Here is a 16274-nt window from a genome sequence, read left to right on the forward strand (position 1 = left end):
AGGCGTTGAACAGCTCGAAGGCCTTCTTCCACTCGGCCTCGGACTGGTCGGTGATGTCGATGCCCGGCTCGATGCGCCAGAAGAGGTCCGGACAGACCGCCAGGTACCCCTGCCCGGCCAGGCCGTCGGTGATGTCGCGCATCACCTGGTTGACGCCGAAGATCTCCTGGATGACCACCACGGCGGGCGCCGAGGCCGCCTTGGGCCGGGCGACATAGGCCGAGAAGGAGCCGTCGGTGGTGGTGATGGTGGTGCGCTCGCCCATGGGCCGCCTCGAAGGATTGCTGACGCCTGCCAAAGGGCTACTAGCGCGACAAGCCGCCGCACGGCCATATGGAATCATGGAGGCCCGCCCATGAAGATGACCCTCGATGTGGATTGCACGCCGGAGGAGGCCCGCCGGTTCCTGGGCCTGCCCGACGTGAGCGCGCTCAACGAGCAGCTGACGAGGGAGATGCAGGCGCGGATGAGCGCCAACCTCTCGGCGCTGGCGCCGGAGGACCTGGTGAAGAACTGGATGGCGTTCGGAGCCGGCGCCCAGGAGCAGTTCCGCAAGCTGATGGAGGCCTCCCTCGCCGCCGCGGGCAAGGGATGAGCGACACCATCTTCGCTCCCGCCACGGCCGCCGGCCGCGCGGCGGTGGCGGTGGTGCGCCTCTCGGGACCGCAGGCGGGGATGGCCGTGCGCGCCCTGGCCGGCGACGCCCCGCGCGCCCGGCGCGCCTCGCTCCGGCGGCTGTTCGACGCGAGCGGCCGCGAGATCGACCAGGCCCTGGTGCTGTGGTTTCCGGGCCCGGCCAGCTACACCGGCGAGGATTGCGCCGAGTTTCACCTGCACGGCGGCCCCGCGGTGACGGGGGCGCTGCTGCAGGCGCTGCGCGGGCTCGGCCTCAGGCTGGCCGAACCCGGGGAGTTCACCCGCCGGGCCTTCGAGAACGGCAAGCTCGACCTCGCCCAGGCCGAGGGCATCGCCGACCTCGTCGAGGCCGAGACCGAGCAACAGCACCGCCAGGCGCTGGCGCAGGTGGGCGGCCGGCTCTCGGAGGTGCAGGCCCGCTGGACCGCAGCGCTCGTCGAGGCGCTGGCGCTGTTCGAGGCCGCCGTCGACTTCCCCGACGAGGAGCTGCCGGCCGACGTGGCGGCGCGCGCGCGGCCGGTGCTCGAGGCGCTCGCCGCCGAGATCGAGGCGGCGGCCGAGGATGTGGCGCGCGGCGAGCGGGTGCGCGACGGCTACCGCATCGCCCTCATGGGCGCGCCCAACGCCGGCAAGAGCACCCTGCTCAACGCGCTCGCCGGGCGCGAGGCCGCCATCGTCACCGCCACGCCCGGCACCACCCGCGACGTCATCGAGGTCCCGATGGTGCTGGCCGGCTACAAGCTGCTGCTCGCCGACACCGCGGGCCTGCGCGAGACGGCGAACGAGATCGAGGCCGAGGGCGTGCGGCGGGCGCGGGAATGGGCGAGCTCGGCGGACCTGCGGCTGTGGCTGGTGGACGCCGCCGCGGCCGAGGCGCCCCCGCCGCCGCGCGAGCTGCAGCCGGAGGATCTCCTGGTGCTCACCAAGCGCGACCTGCCCGAAGCCGAGGCGGGCTGGTCGGCGGCGGAGGACGCGCGGCGCCGCGGCCTGTCGACGGCCAGCGTCACCGCGCGCAGCCCCAACGACATGGCCTGGCTGAAATCGCTGCTCGCCGAGCGGGTGGTGGCGGCGCTGGCCGGCGCCGAGCCGCCCGCCGCCACCCGGCTGCGCCACCGCGAGCTGCTGCAGGACGCCGCCTCGCGCCTGCGCCAGGCCCTCGCCGAGCCTGACCGCCTCGAGCTCGCCGCCGAGGACGTTCGCCTCGCCGCCCGCGCGCTGGACCGCATCACCGGGCGCATCGACCCGGAAGCGGTGCTCGGCCGCATCTTCGCGACCTTCTGCATCGGGAAATGATCCCTCCCTTGATGGGGAGGGACCCCCGGAGCGGAAGCGACGGCAGGGCGGGGCAGTCGTGGCTCATCCCCAGCCTCACAGATGATCCGCAGTTCCCCACCCCGACCGCATCGCGGTCTGTCCCTCCCCGTTAAAGGAGGGAAGTGTTTCACGTGAAACACCGCCGCCGATGCTCTATATGACCGGCCTCACATGACGACCTGGGACGTGATCATCATCGGCGGCGGGCACGCCGGCTGCGAGGCGGCTTCCGCCGCGGCGCGGGTCGGCGCGCGCACGCTGCTGGTGACCCACAAGCTCGAGACCATCGGCGAGATGAGCTGCAACCCGGCGATCGGCGGGCTGGGCAAGGGCCACCTGGTCCGCGAGGTCGACGCCCTGGACGGGGTGATGGGCCGGCTCGCCGATGCGGCGGGCATCCAGTTCCGGCTGCTCAACCGCTCCAAGGGGGCCGCCGTGCGCGGCCCCAGGAGCCAGATCGACCGCCGGCTCTATCGCGAGGCCATGCAGGCCGAGTTGCGCGCCACGGCCAACCTGAGCGTCAGGGCCGAGGCGGTCGAAGACCTGATCGTCGAGGACGGCCGGGCGGCGGGGGTGCTCGGAGCGTCCGGCGAGGCCTACCGCGCGCCCTGCGTCGTGCTCACCACCGGCACCTTCCTGAAGGGCGTGATCCACCGCGGCGACGAGCGCATCCCGGCCGGGCGGGTCGGCGACGCCCCCGCCATCGGTCTCTCCGAGCGCCTCTACGCCGCGGGCTTCCGGATGGGGCGGCTGAAGACCGGCACGCCCGCCCGGCTCGACGGCCGGACCATCGCCTGGGGGCGGCTGGAGCGGCAGGAGGCCGACGCCGAGCCCTACCCCTTCTCCTTCCTGACGCGCGCGATCACCAATCCGCAGATCGCCTGCGGGGTCACCGCCACGACCGCCGAGACGCACCGGATCATCGCCGAAAGGCTCGGCGAATCAGCTGGTTACGGCGGCCGGGTGGCGAGCCGAGGGCCGCGCTATTGCCCCTCGATCGAGGACAAGGTGGTCCGCTTCAAGGACAAGACCAGCCACCAGATCTTCCTCGAGCCCGAGGGCCTGGACGACGACACCGTCTATCCGAACGGCGTCTCGACCTCGGTTTCGGCCGAGACGCAGGACGCCTTCCTGCGCACCATCCCGGGCCTCGAGCAGGTGGCGGTCCGGCGCTACGGCTATGCGATCGAATACGACTACGTGGATCCGCGCGAGCTCTACCCCACCCTCGAGACCAAGCGCCTGGCCGGGCTCTACCTCGCCGGCCAGATCAACGGCACCACCGGCTACGAGGAAGCGGCCGCCCAGGGGCTGGTCGCCGGGCTCAACGCCGCCCGCGCCGCCTCCGGAGCCGCGCCCGCCGAGTTCGGCCGCGACGAAGGCTATATCGGCGTGCTGATCGACGACCTCGTCACCCGCGGGGTGACCGAGCCCTACCGGATGTTCACCTCGCGGGCGGAGTTCCGGCTCAGCCTGCGCGCCGACAACGCCGACCAGCGGCTGACGCCGAAGGGCGTGGCGCTGGGGCTGGTCGGCCCGGCGCGGGCGCGCGCCTTCGCCGCCAAGGCCGAGGCGCTCGCGGCCGCCCGCGCGCAGGCCCGGGCGCTCAGTCTGACGCCCGCCGAGGCCGCCAGGGCCGGCCTGCCCGTGAAGGCCGACGGCGTGCGCCGTGGCCTCGCCGAGCTGCTGGCCTATCCGACCATAGGTTACGCCGACCTCGCCCGCATCTGGCCCGAGATCGGCGCCTGGAGCGGCGAGGTGCGCGAGCAGATCGAGATCGATGCGGCCTACGCGGGCTACCTCGACCGCCAGGCGGCCGACGCGGCGGCCTTCCGGCGCGACGAGGACCTGCGGCTTCCGGCCGGGCTCGACTACGCCGCGGTCGGCGGCCTGTCCAACGAGGTGCGGGAAAAGCTGAGTGCGATCAAGCCCCTGACCCTTGGCCAGGCGGCCCGGATCGAGGGCGTCACGCCCGGCGCCCTGACCGCGCTCCTGGCCCATGTCCGGCGCCGCGCCGCGTGATGACGGAGAAATTGCGGCCGCCAATCGCGGTCATCGACGCGCCGAGCTTCGCCGCCGTCAGCGGCGCGGCCCCGGACCAGGTCGCCGACCTGGAGCGCTTCCGCCGCATGCTCGCGGAACGCAACCAGACGATGAACCTGGTCGGCGCCTCGACCTTGCCGGACTTCTGGAACCGGCACGCCTGGGACAGCGCCCAGTTGATGAAGCTGGAGCCCGAGGCCTGCACCTGGGCCGACCTCGGAGCCGGCGCGGGGCTGCCGGGCGTCGTCCTGGCCATCCTCGGCAAGGAGAGCGAGGGCTTCCACGTCCACCTGGTGGAGAGCGTCGCCAAGCGCTGCCGCTTCCTGGCCGAGGTCGTGGCCGCGCTCGACCTGCCCGCGACGGTGCACAACGCCCGGGCCGAATCGCTGAATCTCGAGGTGGATGGCGTCACGGCGCGCGCCTGCGCCCCCTTGTCGCGCCTGCTCGGATACGCCCGCCCCTACCTGCAGAGAGGCGCGACCGGCTTGTTCCTGAAGGGACAAGATGTTGCGTCTGAGCTGGAAGAGGCTACAAAATCTTGGGAGTTCGAAGCCGAGATCGTCCCTTCCCTGAGCGACGAGCGCGGCCGGATCGTGAGACTGAGGAGGCTGCGCCGTGCCCGCCGAGCCTGACCGGCGCCTGCGCGTGCTGGTGGTCGCCAACCAGAAGGGCGGCGTCGGCAAGACGACGACGGCGATCAACCTGGGCACCGCCCTGGCCGCCGTCGGCGAGCGCGTGCTGCTGATCGATTCCGACCCGCAGGGCAACGCCTCCACCGGGCTGGGGATCGGCCGGGCGCAGCGCACCACCACGCTCTATGACGTGCTGATGAGCGAGCGGCGGCTGACCGAGGCGGTGGTGCCGACCGCCGTCCCGGGCCTCGACCTGACGCCGTCGGATCCGGACCTCTCCGGCATCGAGCTGGAGCTCGGCCACGCGCCCAGGCGCTCCTACAAGCTGCGCGACGCCCTGCACGCCATCCGCGAGGCGGGCGAATACAGCTACGTGCTGATCGACTGCCCGCCCTCGCTGAGCCTGCTCACCGTCAACGCCATGGCGGCGGCCGATGCGGTGCTGGTGCCGCTGCAGTGCGAGTTCTTCGCCCTGGAGGGCCTGACCCAGCTCCTGCGCACCATCGACCTGGTGAAGGGCAGCCTCAATCCGAAGCTGGAGATCCAGGGCGTCGTGCTGACCATGTACGACCGGCGCAACTCGCTCTCCGCCCAGGTCGCCGACGACGTCCGCGCCCACTTCGGCGAGACGGTCTACCAGACGGTGATCCCGCGCAACGTGCGGGTCTCCGAGGCGCCCTCGTTCGGCAAGCCCGCCCTGGTCTATGATCTGAAGTGCGCGGGGAGCCAGGCCTACCTGAAGCTCGCGCGCGAGGTGGTGCTGCGCGAGCGCGAGCGGCGGGCGGCGGCCTGAAGGGGGCGTGATGGCGGAGAACCGCAGAGGCTTGGGACGGGGACTTTCGGCCCTGCTGGGCGAGTCCGAGGCGGCCGGTGCGCCGGCGGCCGGCGAAGGCCCGCGCGAGATCCCGATCGAGCTGATCCACCGCAACCCCGAGCAGCCCCGCACCCTGTTCGCGGAAGCCGAGCTCGCCGAACTGGCCGATTCGATCCGCGAGAAGGGCGTGCTGCAGCCGATCCTGGTGCGCTCCTCGCGCCTGCAGCCCGGCGAGTACCAGATCGTGGCCGGCGAACGGCGCTGGCGCGCCGCCCAGGCGGCGGGGCTGGTCTCGGTGCCCGCGCTGGTCCGCGAGATGGGCGACAGCCAGGCCTTCGAGATCGCCATCGTCGAGAACGTGCAGCGCGCCGACCTGAACCCGCTCGAGGAGGCCAAGGCCTACGCCGCCCTCATGGGCCGCATGCAGTACACCCAGGACGAGACCGCCAAGGTGGTCGGCAAGAGCCGCAGCCACGTGGCCAACACCCTGCGCCTGGCGATCCTGCCGCCCAGCGTGCAGGCGCACCTGATGGCCGGGCGGCTCACCGCCGGCCACGCACGCGCCATCGCCACCGCGGCCGACCCCGAGGCGCTGGCCGAGGTGATCGTCGCTCGCGGGCTGTCGGTGCGCGAGGCCGAAGCGCTGGCCAAGGGCAAGGCCGACCGGCCGAAGAAGGCCTCGGGGCCGCGCCGGCCGAAGGACGCCGACACCCATGCGCTCGAGGCGGACCTCGAGGAGGTGCTGGGGATGAGCGTGGAGATCAACGACCGCGGCGGCGCGGGCGAGCTCAAGGTCCGCTACGCCACCCTGGAGCAGCTCGACGACCTGTGCCGCCGCCTGACGCGCGCCCTGTGATCCTGGCGGAGGGCGAGCGGGTGCGGCTGCGCCGCATCGAGCGCGGCGACCTGGAGGGCGCGAGCGGCTTTCAGTACACGCTGTCGATCCTGGAGCCGCTGACGCAGATCGCCCGGCTCACCGACCTCTTCGACCAGACGGGGTTCTGGACCGGGGACGCCGGCGCCGCGGTCATCGAGGCCGACGGCCGGATGGTCGGGACCATGCAGTTCTACCGCGCCGGCGCCTGCATCCATGGTTATGAGATCGGCTACATCCTCCATTCCGAGGCCGACCGCGGCAAGGGCTACGCCTCGGAGGCGCTGCGGCTGTTCGGCGATCATCTGTTCGCCGAGCGGCCCGGCTGCCATCGGCTGCAGCTGATCATCGAGACCTGGAACGCGCCCTCGGCGCGCCTGGCGGAGGCCTGCGGCTACGAGCGCGAGGGCGTCCTGCGCAAGGGCGGCTACTCCGACGCCGCCGATCCCCCCGACGTCTGGGTCTATTCGCGGGTGCGCTGAGGTCTCTCCCCTCCCTTAATGGCGAGGGACAGCTCGCCGGCAGGCGAGCAGGGTGGGAAGTTGTGGGCCAGAACCCGCGAGCCCAAAGCTCCATCCACACTCCCCCACCCTGACCGCTTCGCGGCCTGTCCCTCCCCATTAAGGGAGGGATTACAGCCCCAGCCGGCGGGCGCGGCCGGCGATGGTGAGCGCCAGGCGCTGGGCGATCAGCTGGTCGGGGGCGCCGGCGGTCTTGCAGGCCTTGTCGGCGGCCAGGATCTCCGGCTGCAGCGTGTCGAGCTCCTCGAGCGACCAGGCGCGCGCCTGCCGGAGGAACTCCCGCTCCTGCTTCCAGAACACGCCCGCCGCCTTGGCCGCCTCCGGCAGGCCGGCGCCGGCCTTGGCGAGGACCAGCGTCCGTCTGAGGCGGCCAAGGTGCAGGCCGAGCGCGCGGACCGCGGCTGGGCCGCCCTCCCCTTCCTGGGCGGCGCGGCGCAGCCCGGCCTGCGCCTCGGCCAGCCGGGCGCCGAACGCGTCGGCCGCGGCGTCGGCGAGGGACGCCTCCGGCTCGACCCCGAAGAAGGCCTCGAGGTCGGCGGGCGCGGCGACCGCGCCGCTGCCGGGGCCGAGAAAGAGCGCCAGCCGCTCGATCTCCTGGCGGGCGACGCCGCGCTCGCGCGGCAGCCGGGCGACCAGCAGCGCAAGCGCATCGGCGGCGAGCCCGACGTTGTCCTTGGCGAGCGTGTCGCGCACCAGCCGGGCGACGTCGCCGGGCTCGTCCTCGTAGCAGGGGATGGCGACCGCGCCGTCGGCCCTTTCCGCCGCGCGCCGAAGCGCCGAGTCGCGGCCCAGAGCGCCGGCCTCGACCAGCAGGAAGGCGTCGGGATTGAGCTCGCCCGCGGCGTGACGGGCGAGCGATTCGGCCGCCGCCTTGTCGGGCCCGGCCTTCTCGGAGCCCAGCCGCAGGCGCACCAGCCGCCGCCCGCCCATCAGCGACTGGGCGGCAAGCTCGCTCTCCAGCCGCGCGGCGTCGGCCTCCAGGTCGCCATCGGTGAGCTGGGCGACGTCGAAGGGATCGTCCGGGTCCTTGGCGATGCGCCCGGCGAGCTCGCGGGCGCGGTCGCGCACCACGCCCAGGTCGCGGCCGTAGATCAGCGCCGCACGGACCCCGGCGCCCGGCGCCTTCAGGAAGCGTTCGATCTCCGGGCGGCGGGCGAGGATCATGCCCCGCCGGGCTTGGCCCCGTTGGCGAGCCAGGCCGCGAGCTCCAGCTGGATGCGACGCGCGGCCTCCTGGGCGGCGCGGTCCTGGGCGTCCTGCTGGGCGGCCACCGAGGCGTAGGGCTGGTCGGCGGAATCGTAGGTCAGCTCCACCCGCACCCGGCCGTTCTTGGCCGGCGCGCCCGAGGCGATCGAGGTCAGGGTGTAGTCGGCCGTCAGCACGTACTCGAAGCGGGTGGCCACATTGTCCACCCGGATGCCGCGCGGATAGCGGGTCTCGTAGAGCTGCAGGTGCATGCGGTAAGCCGCCGGCGCCGCGCGGTTCTTGGCGAAGGCGTCGTCCAGGTGCTCGCGGATCAGGAACCCGGTGCGGCCCTCCGGCGCGACGACGTCGATCGCCGCCAGGTTCCGAACCACGCCCGGCTGGCCGTAGAGCGGCGCGAACCCGCACCCCGTCAGCGCGAGGGGAGCCACGAAAAGCACGAAAGACACGAAAGCCTTCCGGAGGATCCGCGGATTGATCGGCGCTGCGCGCCTTTCGTGATTTTCGTGTCTTTCGTGGTTCATGCCCTAAGCCGCCACGATGTTGACGATGCGATCCTTCACCACGATCACCTTGCGAACGGTTAAGCCCTCAAGGCGCCGTGCGATCTCGGGATCGTCAAGCACGATCTTCTCCACCTCGGAGGCTTCGGCGCCGGCCGGGGCGGTGATCTCGCCGCGCCGCTTGCCGTTGACCTGCACGGGCAGCACCTTGATGGCGTCCTGCGTGAGCTCCGGATCGAACGCCGGCCAGGGCGCCTCGACGAGCATGCCCTCGCCGCCGATCCGGGCCCAGCACTCCTCGGCCAGGTGCGGGGTGAAGGGGCCGATCAGCCGCGCGAAAGCCGAGAGCGCCTCCTGCCGCGCCGCCAGCACGCCGGGGCTCGCGCGGTTGGCCGGATTGGCCTTCAGCAGGTTCAGGAACTCGTAGAGCCGCGCGATGCCCGAGTTGAAGTGGAAGGTCTCGATGGCCTCGGTCACCGCCTTCGTCAGCTTATGGGTGGCGATGCGCAGGCGCTCGGCGGCCTCGTCGTCGGCGAGCGCGCCGGCGGCGTCCTTCGGCTGGCTGTCGAACTCCTCCCAGACGCGGTTCACGAAGCGCCAGGCGCCCTGCACGCCGCCGGTGGTCCACTGCACGTCGCGCTCGGGCGGGCTGTCGGAGAGCACGAACAGTCGCGCGGCGTCGACGCCGTAGACGTCGAAGATCTCCTCCGGGGCGACCGTGTTGCGCTTGGACTTCGACATCTTCTCGACATCGCCGATCACCACCGGCTCGCCCGAGGCGGCCAGCCGGGCGCGGCGGGTCTTGCCCTCGGCGATCACCGCGACCTCGCCGGGCTCCAGCCACTCGCCCGACTGCCGGCGATAGGTCTCGTGGGTGACCATGCCCTGGGTGAACAGGCCCGCGAACGGCTCGCGCACCGACAGCCGCCCTTCGTCGGCCAGCGCCTTGGTCATGAACCGCGCGTAGAGCAGGTGCAGCACGGCGTGCTCGATGCCGCCGATGTACTGATCGACCGGCATCCAGAAGTCGGCGGCCTGCCTGTCGATCGGCTCGGCCGCGTGCGGGTCGGTGAAGCGGGCGAAGTACCACGAGGAATCGACGAAGGTGTCGAGCGTGTCGGTCTCGCGCTCGGCCGGCCCTGCGCAGTCGGGGCAGGTCGTGCGCTTCCAGGTCGGATGGCGGGCGAGCGCATTTCCGGGGCGGCCGAAGTCGAGGTCCGCAGGCAGCTCCACGGGCAGCGCCGTCTTCGGCAGCGGAACCACGCCGCACTTGGCGCAATGCACCACCGGGATCGGGCAGCCCCAGCCGCGCTGGCGCGCCACGCCCCAGTCGCGCAGCCGGTAGACGGTCGCGCCCGCGCCCTGCCCCTGCGCCTCGACGCGGGCGATCGCGGCGGCCTTGGCCGCCTCCACGTCCAGGCCGTCCAGGAAGCCGGAATTGTAGATCGCGCCGGGGCCGACATAGGCCTCCTCGGCGACCTCGAAGGTGGCGGGATCCGCGCCCGGCGGCAGGACCACGGGCTTCACCGGCAGGCCGTACTTCCGCGAGAAGTCGAGATCGCGCTGGTCGTGCGCCGGGCAGGCGAAGATCGCCCCCGTGCCGTAGTCCATCAGGATGAAGTTCGCGATCCAGACCTCCAGCTTCCAGTCCGGGTCGAACGGGTGGGTCACGTAGAGGCCGGTGGCGTAGCCTTCCTTCTCCTGGGTCTCGATCTCGGCCTCCGAGACGGCGCCGTGGCGGCACTTCTCGATGAAGGCGGCCGCCTTCGGGTCCGAGCGCGCGGCGAGCTCGGCCAGCGGATGGTCCGGCGCGACGCCGACGAACGCGGCGCCGAACAGGGTGTCGGGCCGGGTGGTGTAGACCTCCAGGCCACGTTCGAAGCCCTCCGGCGGCGTGTCGGCGAACCGGAAGGCGAGCCTCAGGCCCTTGGAGCGACCGATCCAGTTCTCCTGCATGAGGCGGACCTTCTCGGGCCAGCGGTCCAGGGTCTCGAGATCGTCCACCAGCTGGTCGGCGTAGTCGGTGATCCGCAAGAACCACTGGTTCAGCTTGCGCTTCTCGACCGGTGCGCCGGAGCGCCAGCCGAGGCCGTCGACCACCTGCTCGTTGGCCAGCACGGTCTGGTCGACCGGGTCCCAGTTCACCGTGGCTTCGCGGCGATAGACCAGGCCGCGCTTGTAGAGCTCCAGGAACAGCGCCTGCTGCTGGCCGTAGTAGCCGACGTCGCAGGTCGCGAATTCCCGCGACCAGTCGATGGCCAGGCCCAGCTGCTTCAGCTCGGCGCGCATCCGCTCGATGTTCTCGTAGGTCCAGGCCCGGGGGTCGACGCCGCGTTCCATGGCGGCGTTCTCGGCGGGCAGGCCGAAGGCGTCCCAGCCCATCGGGTGCAGCACCGAGAAGCCGCGCGCGCGCTTGAAGCGGGCGATGACGTCGCCCAGCGCATAGTTGCGCACATGGCCCATGTGCAGTCGCCCCGATGGGTAGGGGAACATCTCCAGCACATAGTACTTGGGCCGGCCGGGGCTCCGCTCGGCGCGAAACGCCTGCGCCTCCTCCCAGCGCTGGCGCCACCTGGGCTCGGTTTCCTTGGGGTTGTAGCGGGCCATGTCAGGCGGCTTTGGACTTAACTGGGGAGCGGGGTCAATCCCGGTTCTCCCCTACAGAGGCAGGTGGTCCGGAGGACCGGAGGGGGTCCACTCGCCCAGAGCGGGGCCTCAACCCCCTCGGTCGCTTCGCGGCAGCTCCCCCAGAGGGGAGCATCTGCGGGATCAGCCCTTGATGTTGGAAAGGCGAAGCTGACGCGCGCGGGTCAGGATGGCGTTCTCGAGGTCGATCTCGGTCTGGTTGGCGGTGGGGGCGTCGACCCAGTTGCCGGAGGCGTCCTTGGTCTGCTTGAACACCGAGACGTTCAGGCCGTCGGCGCGCAGGCGCGAATCCAGGATGTAGACGGTGCACTTGAAGCGCTCGTCCGGCTTCTCCGGATTGACGTACCAATCCGTGATGATGGTGCCGCCGTAGGGATCGGCCGAGGCCAGCGGCATGAACGAAAGGGTGTCGAGGCTGGCGCGCCACAGATAGCCGTTCACCGCCACGGTGGCCGCGCTGGCCGGACCCGATGCGGCGCCGCGGCCCAACAGACGAGGGGCCGAGCAGGCGCTCAGGCCGGCCGCGGCCACGAGGACCGCGGCGGCCGCCACGCGCCGCATCCAAACTCCGCGCACAAACGGCATGTCCATCCGTCTCCACAAGATCTCTTCCGCAGCCGCCTGGCCTGCCGCCGAAGCGCCACGGCGCCGCCCCGCGCCGCGCCCTCTATAACAATGCGTTAGCCGAGGCCAAACAGGAATCGCGTGGCCCAATCGCCACAGCCGGGAAGCTTATGCTCACGCTCCTCGCTTGCCGCGCCGGTTGCGGTTGACCCGGCGTCGGGCAGGACTTTAATCGATCCCCGGCCTGGCGGGGAGCTTTTGCCTTCAGCCGCCATTAAGATCGCGAGGGACAAGGTAGTGGGCATGTACGGCCGCCAGATCGCGATGCTGATCGGCGCCGCTGCGCTTTCCGCGGCGGCCGGCGCCGCGCAGGCGGCCGATCCGCCCGCCAAGCCCATGGACTTCACCGTCCACTCCGATCCCGCCGCGGCGGTGGCTCCGGCCGGACCCAAGGCGCTGAAGCTGGACGCGCGGCGCGGCCGCTGGGGGGTGACGCTGAACCTGCAGCAGCCGGACACCCGCGAGTCCACCTGGAACGACGTCCAGGCCGGCGCCTATTACCACATCACGCCCTCTCTCCGGGTCGGCGGCGCCGTGGCCCTGGGCGACGAGCAGCTGCAGCCCGGGCCGAAGAAGATGACGCCCGACGAGGGCCAGCCGCGGGTGCGGCTGGAGACCCAGTTCAAGTTCTGAAGCCGTCGACCGCCGCCAGGCCGACCAGGCCCGCGTCCCCGAGACGGCGGGCCGTTTCGTTGTCGATCCCGCCCAGCCCATAGACCGGCAGGCCTGCCTGGCGGACCAGGGCGGCCAGCCGAACCGGCCCGATCGGCGGCCCGGCCGAGGGGCTGCGGCTGGCGAACACCGACGAGACCACCACGGCGTCCGCACCGGCCGCCCTGGCTGTGCGCGCGGCGCGTGCGGAGTGCGCCGCCGCGGTGACGGTCCAGCCCGGATGCGCCCGGCGGACGGCGCCGGCGCGATGCGCCAGCCGCTCCGGCAGGTGCACGCCGTGCGCCCCGATCGCGGCCGCCAGGCGCGGGTCGGCGCCGACCAGCAGAAGCAGCCGCCGAGCCCGCGCGATGGCGGCCAGCCGCGCCCCCTGCGCCGCCGCGTCGGGCGCCCCGAAGGCGCGGAACACGATCCCTGCGCCGCGCGGCAGGCGGGTTGCGATGGCCTCCATGTCCGGCGTGCGGCCGGGATCGGTGAAGAACAGCAGGGCGGGAAGCCCCTTCCGCAGATGCGCGGCGCGATTTATCACCGCCGCGGTCCGCTCGAGGGTCCAGAAGCTCATCGGAATGGCCGAGCCTTCCCACGCCGCCCAGGGCTACCACGACGTCGCAGCACGGATCGCCCGCGCCGCGCAAGCCTGCGGCCGCGACCCGGCGGCGGTCACCTTGGTGGCGGTCTCCAAGCTGCAGCCCTGGGACGCGATCGCCCCGGTGCTGGCGGCCGGACAGAGGGTGTTCGGCGAGAACCGCGTGCAGGAGGCGCTCGCCCGCTGGTCGGACCGCGCCCACGGGCTGGAGCTGCATCTCATCGGCCCCCTGCAGACCAACAAGGCCAAGGACGCGGTCGGCTTCTTCGAGGTGATCGAGACGCTCGACCGCGAGAGGCTCGCCCGCGTGCTCGCCGAGGAGATGGAGCGGCAGGGCAAGCGCCCCCGCCTGTACGTGCAGGTGAACACCGGCGAGGAGCCGCAGAAGGCCGGCGTGGTCCCGGCCGGCGCCGACGCCTTCATCGCGGCCTGCCGGCGGACCTACGGGCTCGAGCCGGAAGGCGTGATGTGCATCCCCCCGGCGGCCGAGCCGCCAGGCCCGCACTTCGCGCTGCTGGCCAAGATCGCCGCGCGCAACGGCCTGACGAAGCTTTCCATGGGCATGAGCGACGATTTCGAGACCGCCATCCGCTTCGGGGCGACCTCGGTGCGGGTCGGCTCGGCGATCTTCGGGGCGCGCCCGCCCGGCTAGCGGCGGATCTCCACCGCATCGCCCGGCTCGGCGGCGGCCAGGAACGCCAGCAGGTCCTCCCAGGCGAGCGCCACGCAGCCCTGCGTCGGCGCGAAATCCGCACGCGCGCGGTGCAGGAAGATGCACGAGCCCATGCCGGGAACCGCCGGGTCGTCGTTGTGCCCCAGCACCACCACCACGTCGTAGAGGTCGTCGTCGCGCCACAGCTTCTCGAACGAGCCGCTGTAGGGGAGTCTGATCGGGCGGTTGTAGCGCGCCGGGTCGGAGGGGTCGTCGCACCAGGCGTCGTCGCGGCCGATCGGCTCGGCGGGCAGCGCCGTCGCGGGCGTCCCCTTGTCGGGCCGGTAGAGCACCCTGCGGATCGGCCAGACGCCGGCCGGCGAGGCGCCGTCGCCCTCGCGCTTCAGCTCCGCGGGCCTCACCCCGGCCCGGCCCAGGGCGCAGCGCACCCGGCGCCCGGCCAGCTGGAAGCTCCCGTCAGCGGCGGCCACGAAGTTCATCACCGGCCCTCAAATCCTTTTGCCCGCGCCCGGTCATAGGGTGCATGTTCCGGCGGCATGGCTCAACGCAAGACCCTCCTCATCGTCGACGATGACGCGGACCTTCGCGGGGCGGTCGCCGAACAGCTCCAAGCCGAGGACTTCGCCACTCTGGAAGCCGGCACGGCCCGTGCGGGCGTGGAGGCCGCGCGCGACGAAAAGCCGGATCTCGTGCTGCTCGACGTCGACCTGCCGGACCTGGACGGGCGCGAGGCCTGCCGCCAGATGCGTGACGCCGGCGTGACCGCCCCGATCATCATGCTGACCGCGGCCACCGCCGACGAGGACACCGTCCAGGGGCTGGAGGCGGGCGCCAACGACTACGTCACCAAGCCTTACAAGTTCGCGGTGCTGCTCGCCCGGATCCGGGCGCAGCTGCGCAGCCACGAGCATTCCGAGGGCGCGGTGTTCCACCTGGGGAGCTATGAATTCCGCCCCGCCGCCAAGCTGCTGATCGACCACAACCAGAAGAAGGTCCGCCTGACCGAGAAGGAAACCAACATCCTGAAGTACCTCTACCGGGCGGGCGAGAAGCCGGTCAGCCGCGAGGAGCTGCTGGCCGAGGTCTGGGGCTACAACGCCGGCGTCACCACCCACACGCTGGAAACCCACGTCTACCGCCTGCGCCAGAAGATCGAGGCCGACCCGGCGAACGCCAGGCTGCTGCTCACCGAAGCCGGCGGGTACAAGCTCGCGCCGTAGATAGAAACGCGCCGTCATGGCCGGGCTTGTCCCGGCCGCCCATAGATATCGGCGGCGCAGGAAAGTCCGCGGCCGAACCGCGGCAAGGTTTTTGAAGATCGATGCGTGCGGGTCCCCGGCAAGGCCGGGATGACGGATATTTTTGGGAGCTTACAGCACCAGATCCGCCGTCACCGGCGCGTGATCTGACGGGCGCTCCCAGGCGCGGACGTCGTCATGCACGCGGGCCGCCGCGCAGCCGAGCCGGAAGGCGGCGTCCCTGAGGCCCGGCGTCACCAGCACGTGGTCGAGCCGGAGGCCGCGGTTGGAGGCCCGGAAGTCGAGCGCGCGATAGCTCCACCAGGAGAACATCTTCTCCGGCTCGGGCCGGGCCTGGCGCGGCAGGTCGATGAAATCCAAGGACGCCCTTAGCGCGGCGAAGGCCGCCACCTCCACGGGCGTGTGGCTCACCACCTTGGACATGAACTTGTGGTTCCAGACGTCGTGCTCGCCGGGCGCCACGTTGAGGTCGCCCACGACCGCCAGCGGCGCCCCCGGGTCGCGCCGGGAGAGCTCGGCGGTGAGCTTCTCGTAGAAATCGAGCTTGTGGTCGAACTTCGGGTTCGCGGCGCGGTCCGGCGTATCACCGCCGGCCGGAATGTAGAAGTTGTGGATCTCGATCCCCGCCACCTTGGCGCCCACGCAGCGGGCGTGGCCCTCGCGGCAGACGTCGAGCCTCGGCGCGTCCTCGATCGGCAGGCGCGAGGCGATCGCCACCCCGTGCCAGCCCTTCTGGCCGGCGACTTTGAGATGCGGCAGGCCCATCTCGACGAACGCCTCGGCCGGGAACTCGCCTTCGCGGCACTTGATCTCCTGCAGGCAGAGCACGTCCGGCGCCTGCTCGCGCACGAAGCGGGCCGCCTGCTCGGCGCGCAGGCGGACGGAGTTGACGTTCCAGGTGCAGATACGAAGGCGCATGGGGGTCCTTTAGGGGCCGCTGAGGCGGTTGGGAATGGGCGCGCCGGGGGTCGGACAAAGAGACGCCCGGGCACTGGAGAAGCCCGGGCGTTTCAGTAGTCTCTCATGCCGCCGCCGGGAGGGGATTGGGTCCGGCACGGGTTCCGTCGGCGCGGACGTCGCGCCAATGGCGTAGTGGTATTAGGGCCACAGCACACGTCAAAGTCAAGTGGCGCGGCGTTAACCTCTTGCTCGTGGCGAATTCGTCACAACCGGCCGGGGTCGGGCTTGGTGGCGTGGGGGTTCTTCAGCACGAAAAGGGCTGGGTCCAGGCCGCTCGCGCGTTGCAGGCCGGTGATCCGCACCTGCGTCGTGCGGCC

The 16274-nt window shown here is 71.9% G+C and carries 18 protein-coding genes; 10 read left to right on the top strand and 8 right to left on the bottom strand.

Translation table 11 applies throughout. From position 1 onward, the window contains the following. Positions 1 to 265, bottom strand: a 265-nt coding sequence (locus VLI41_RS15370) for a dienelactone hydrolase family protein (protein WP_325268963.1), incomplete at its 3' end; no start/stop codon positions are given. Between the two features lie 90 nt (positions 266 to 355). Here VLI41_RS15370 and VLI41_RS15375 point away from each other — a divergent pair. The 7 genes from VLI41_RS15375 to VLI41_RS15405 all read left to right on the top strand — a co-directional run bounded on the left by VLI41_RS15375 (position 356) and on the right by VLI41_RS15405 (position 6795). Further along, entirely contained in the window at positions 356 to 595 is a 240-nt protein-coding gene (locus VLI41_RS15375; RefSeq protein ID WP_325268964.1) for a DUF6489 family protein, read from the top strand. After that, the gene (mnmE, locus tag VLI41_RS15380) at positions 592 to 1929 is read left to right on the top strand and encodes a tRNA uridine-5-carboxymethylaminomethyl(34) synthesis GTPase MnmE (protein ID WP_325268965.1); all 1338 of its coding nucleotides are present in this window, start codon (positions 592 to 594) and stop codon (positions 1927 to 1929) included. Before VLI41_RS15375 ends, mnmE begins: the two co-directional genes overlap by 4 nt. 192 nt (positions 1930 to 2121) lie before the next feature. Further along, positions 2122 to 3972 (top strand): tRNA uridine-5-carboxymethylaminomethyl(34) synthesis enzyme MnmG, encoded by a 1851-nt coding sequence (gene mnmG, locus VLI41_RS15385; protein ID WP_325268966.1) that lies wholly within the window; start codon positions 2122 to 2124, stop codon positions 3970 to 3972. Then, positions 3972 to 4625 (top strand): 16S rRNA (guanine(527)-N(7))-methyltransferase RsmG, encoded by a 654-nt coding sequence (gene rsmG, locus VLI41_RS15390; protein ID WP_325268967.1) that lies wholly within the window; start codon positions 3972 to 3974, stop codon positions 4623 to 4625. The genes mnmG and rsmG overlap by 1 nt, the downstream gene beginning before the upstream one ends. A gap of 7 nt (positions 4626 to 4632) precedes the next feature. After that, on the top strand, positions 4633 to 5418 hold the full coding sequence (locus VLI41_RS15395; protein WP_325268980.1) for a ParA family protein: 786 nt from the start codon (positions 4633 to 4635) through the stop codon (positions 5416 to 5418). 10 nt (positions 5419 to 5428) lie between these two features. Continuing rightward, complete coding sequence (locus VLI41_RS15400) at positions 5429 to 6295, top strand: ParB/RepB/Spo0J family partition protein (RefSeq protein WP_325268968.1); 867 nt, start codon at positions 5429 to 5431, stop codon at positions 6293 to 6295. Beyond that, a complete protein-coding gene (locus tag VLI41_RS15405) occupies positions 6292 to 6795 on the top strand; it encodes a GNAT family N-acetyltransferase (RefSeq protein WP_325268969.1) in 504 nt (167 codons plus the stop codon). Before VLI41_RS15400 ends, VLI41_RS15405 begins: the two co-directional genes overlap by 4 nt. A 150-nt stretch (positions 6796 to 6945) precedes the next feature. Here VLI41_RS15405 and holA read toward each other — a convergent pair whose 3' ends face one another. The 4 genes from holA to VLI41_RS15425 all read right to left on the bottom strand — a co-directional run bounded on the left by holA (position 6946) and on the right by VLI41_RS15425 (position 11747). Continuing rightward, positions 6946 to 7998 (bottom strand): DNA polymerase III subunit delta, encoded by a 1053-nt coding sequence (gene holA, locus VLI41_RS15410; protein WP_325268970.1) that lies wholly within the window; start codon positions 7996 to 7998, stop codon positions 6946 to 6948. Next, positions 7995 to 8486 (bottom strand): LPS assembly lipoprotein LptE, encoded by a 492-nt coding sequence (gene lptE / locus VLI41_RS15415; RefSeq protein WP_325268971.1) that lies wholly within the window; start codon positions 8484 to 8486, stop codon positions 7995 to 7997. The genes holA and lptE overlap by 4 nt, the downstream gene beginning before the upstream one ends. Positions 8487 to 8564: 78 nt before the next feature. Beyond that, positions 8565 to 11147, bottom strand: coding sequence for a leucine--tRNA ligase (gene leuS / locus VLI41_RS15420; RefSeq protein WP_325268972.1), 2583 nt, complete (start codon positions 11145 to 11147; stop codon positions 8565 to 8567). A 162-nt stretch (positions 11148 to 11309) separates the two neighbouring features. Beyond that, a complete protein-coding gene (locus VLI41_RS15425) occupies positions 11310 to 11747 on the bottom strand; it encodes a DUF3576 domain-containing protein (RefSeq protein ID WP_325268973.1) in 438 nt (145 codons plus the stop codon). Positions 11748 to 12053: 306 nt separating this feature from the next. On the opposite strand from VLI41_RS15425, the gene VLI41_RS15430 reads away from it, so the two are divergent. Then, positions 12054 to 12443: an NtrZ family periplasmic regulatory protein gene (locus tag VLI41_RS15430; RefSeq protein ID WP_325268974.1), complete on the top strand. Its 390-nt coding sequence runs from the start codon at positions 12054 to 12056 to the stop codon at positions 12441 to 12443. On the opposite strand, the gene VLI41_RS15435 is transcribed toward VLI41_RS15430, so the two are convergent. After that, positions 12433 to 13041 (bottom strand): thiamine phosphate synthase, encoded by a 609-nt coding sequence (locus VLI41_RS15435; RefSeq protein WP_325268975.1) that lies wholly within the window; start codon positions 13039 to 13041, stop codon positions 12433 to 12435. The genes VLI41_RS15430 and VLI41_RS15435 overlap by 11 nt on opposite strands. Before the next feature lie 4 nt (positions 13042 to 13045). Here VLI41_RS15435 and VLI41_RS15440 point away from each other — a divergent pair, with 4 nt between their 5' ends. Beyond that, positions 13046 to 13717 (top strand): YggS family pyridoxal phosphate-dependent enzyme, encoded by a 672-nt coding sequence (locus tag VLI41_RS15440; protein ID WP_325268976.1) that lies wholly within the window; start codon positions 13046 to 13048, stop codon positions 13715 to 13717. Here VLI41_RS15440 and VLI41_RS15445 read toward each other — a convergent pair. Further along, the gene (locus tag VLI41_RS15445) at positions 13714 to 14217 is read right to left on the bottom strand and encodes a L,D-transpeptidase family protein (protein WP_325268977.1); all 504 of its coding nucleotides are present in this window, start codon (positions 14215 to 14217) and stop codon (positions 13714 to 13716) included. The two genes, VLI41_RS15440 and VLI41_RS15445, sit on opposite strands and share 4 nt — an antisense overlap. A 57-nt stretch (positions 14218 to 14274) precedes the next feature. Here VLI41_RS15445 and VLI41_RS15450 point away from each other — a divergent pair, with 57 nt between their 5' ends. Beyond that, positions 14275 to 14958 (top strand): response regulator transcription factor, encoded by a 684-nt coding sequence (locus VLI41_RS15450; protein ID WP_325268978.1) that lies wholly within the window; start codon positions 14275 to 14277, stop codon positions 14956 to 14958. 150 nt (positions 14959 to 15108) lie between these two features. Here VLI41_RS15450 and VLI41_RS15455 read toward each other — a convergent pair whose 3' ends face one another. Then, positions 15109 to 15915 (bottom strand): exodeoxyribonuclease III, encoded by an 807-nt coding sequence (locus VLI41_RS15455; protein ID WP_325268979.1) that lies wholly within the window; start codon positions 15913 to 15915, stop codon positions 15109 to 15111. Between the last annotated feature and the right edge of the window lie 359 nt (positions 15916 to 16274).

Source organism: Phenylobacterium sp., assembly GCF_035475775.1.
Taxonomy (GTDB): Bacteria; Pseudomonadota; Alphaproteobacteria; order Caulobacterales; family Caulobacteraceae; genus Phenylobacterium.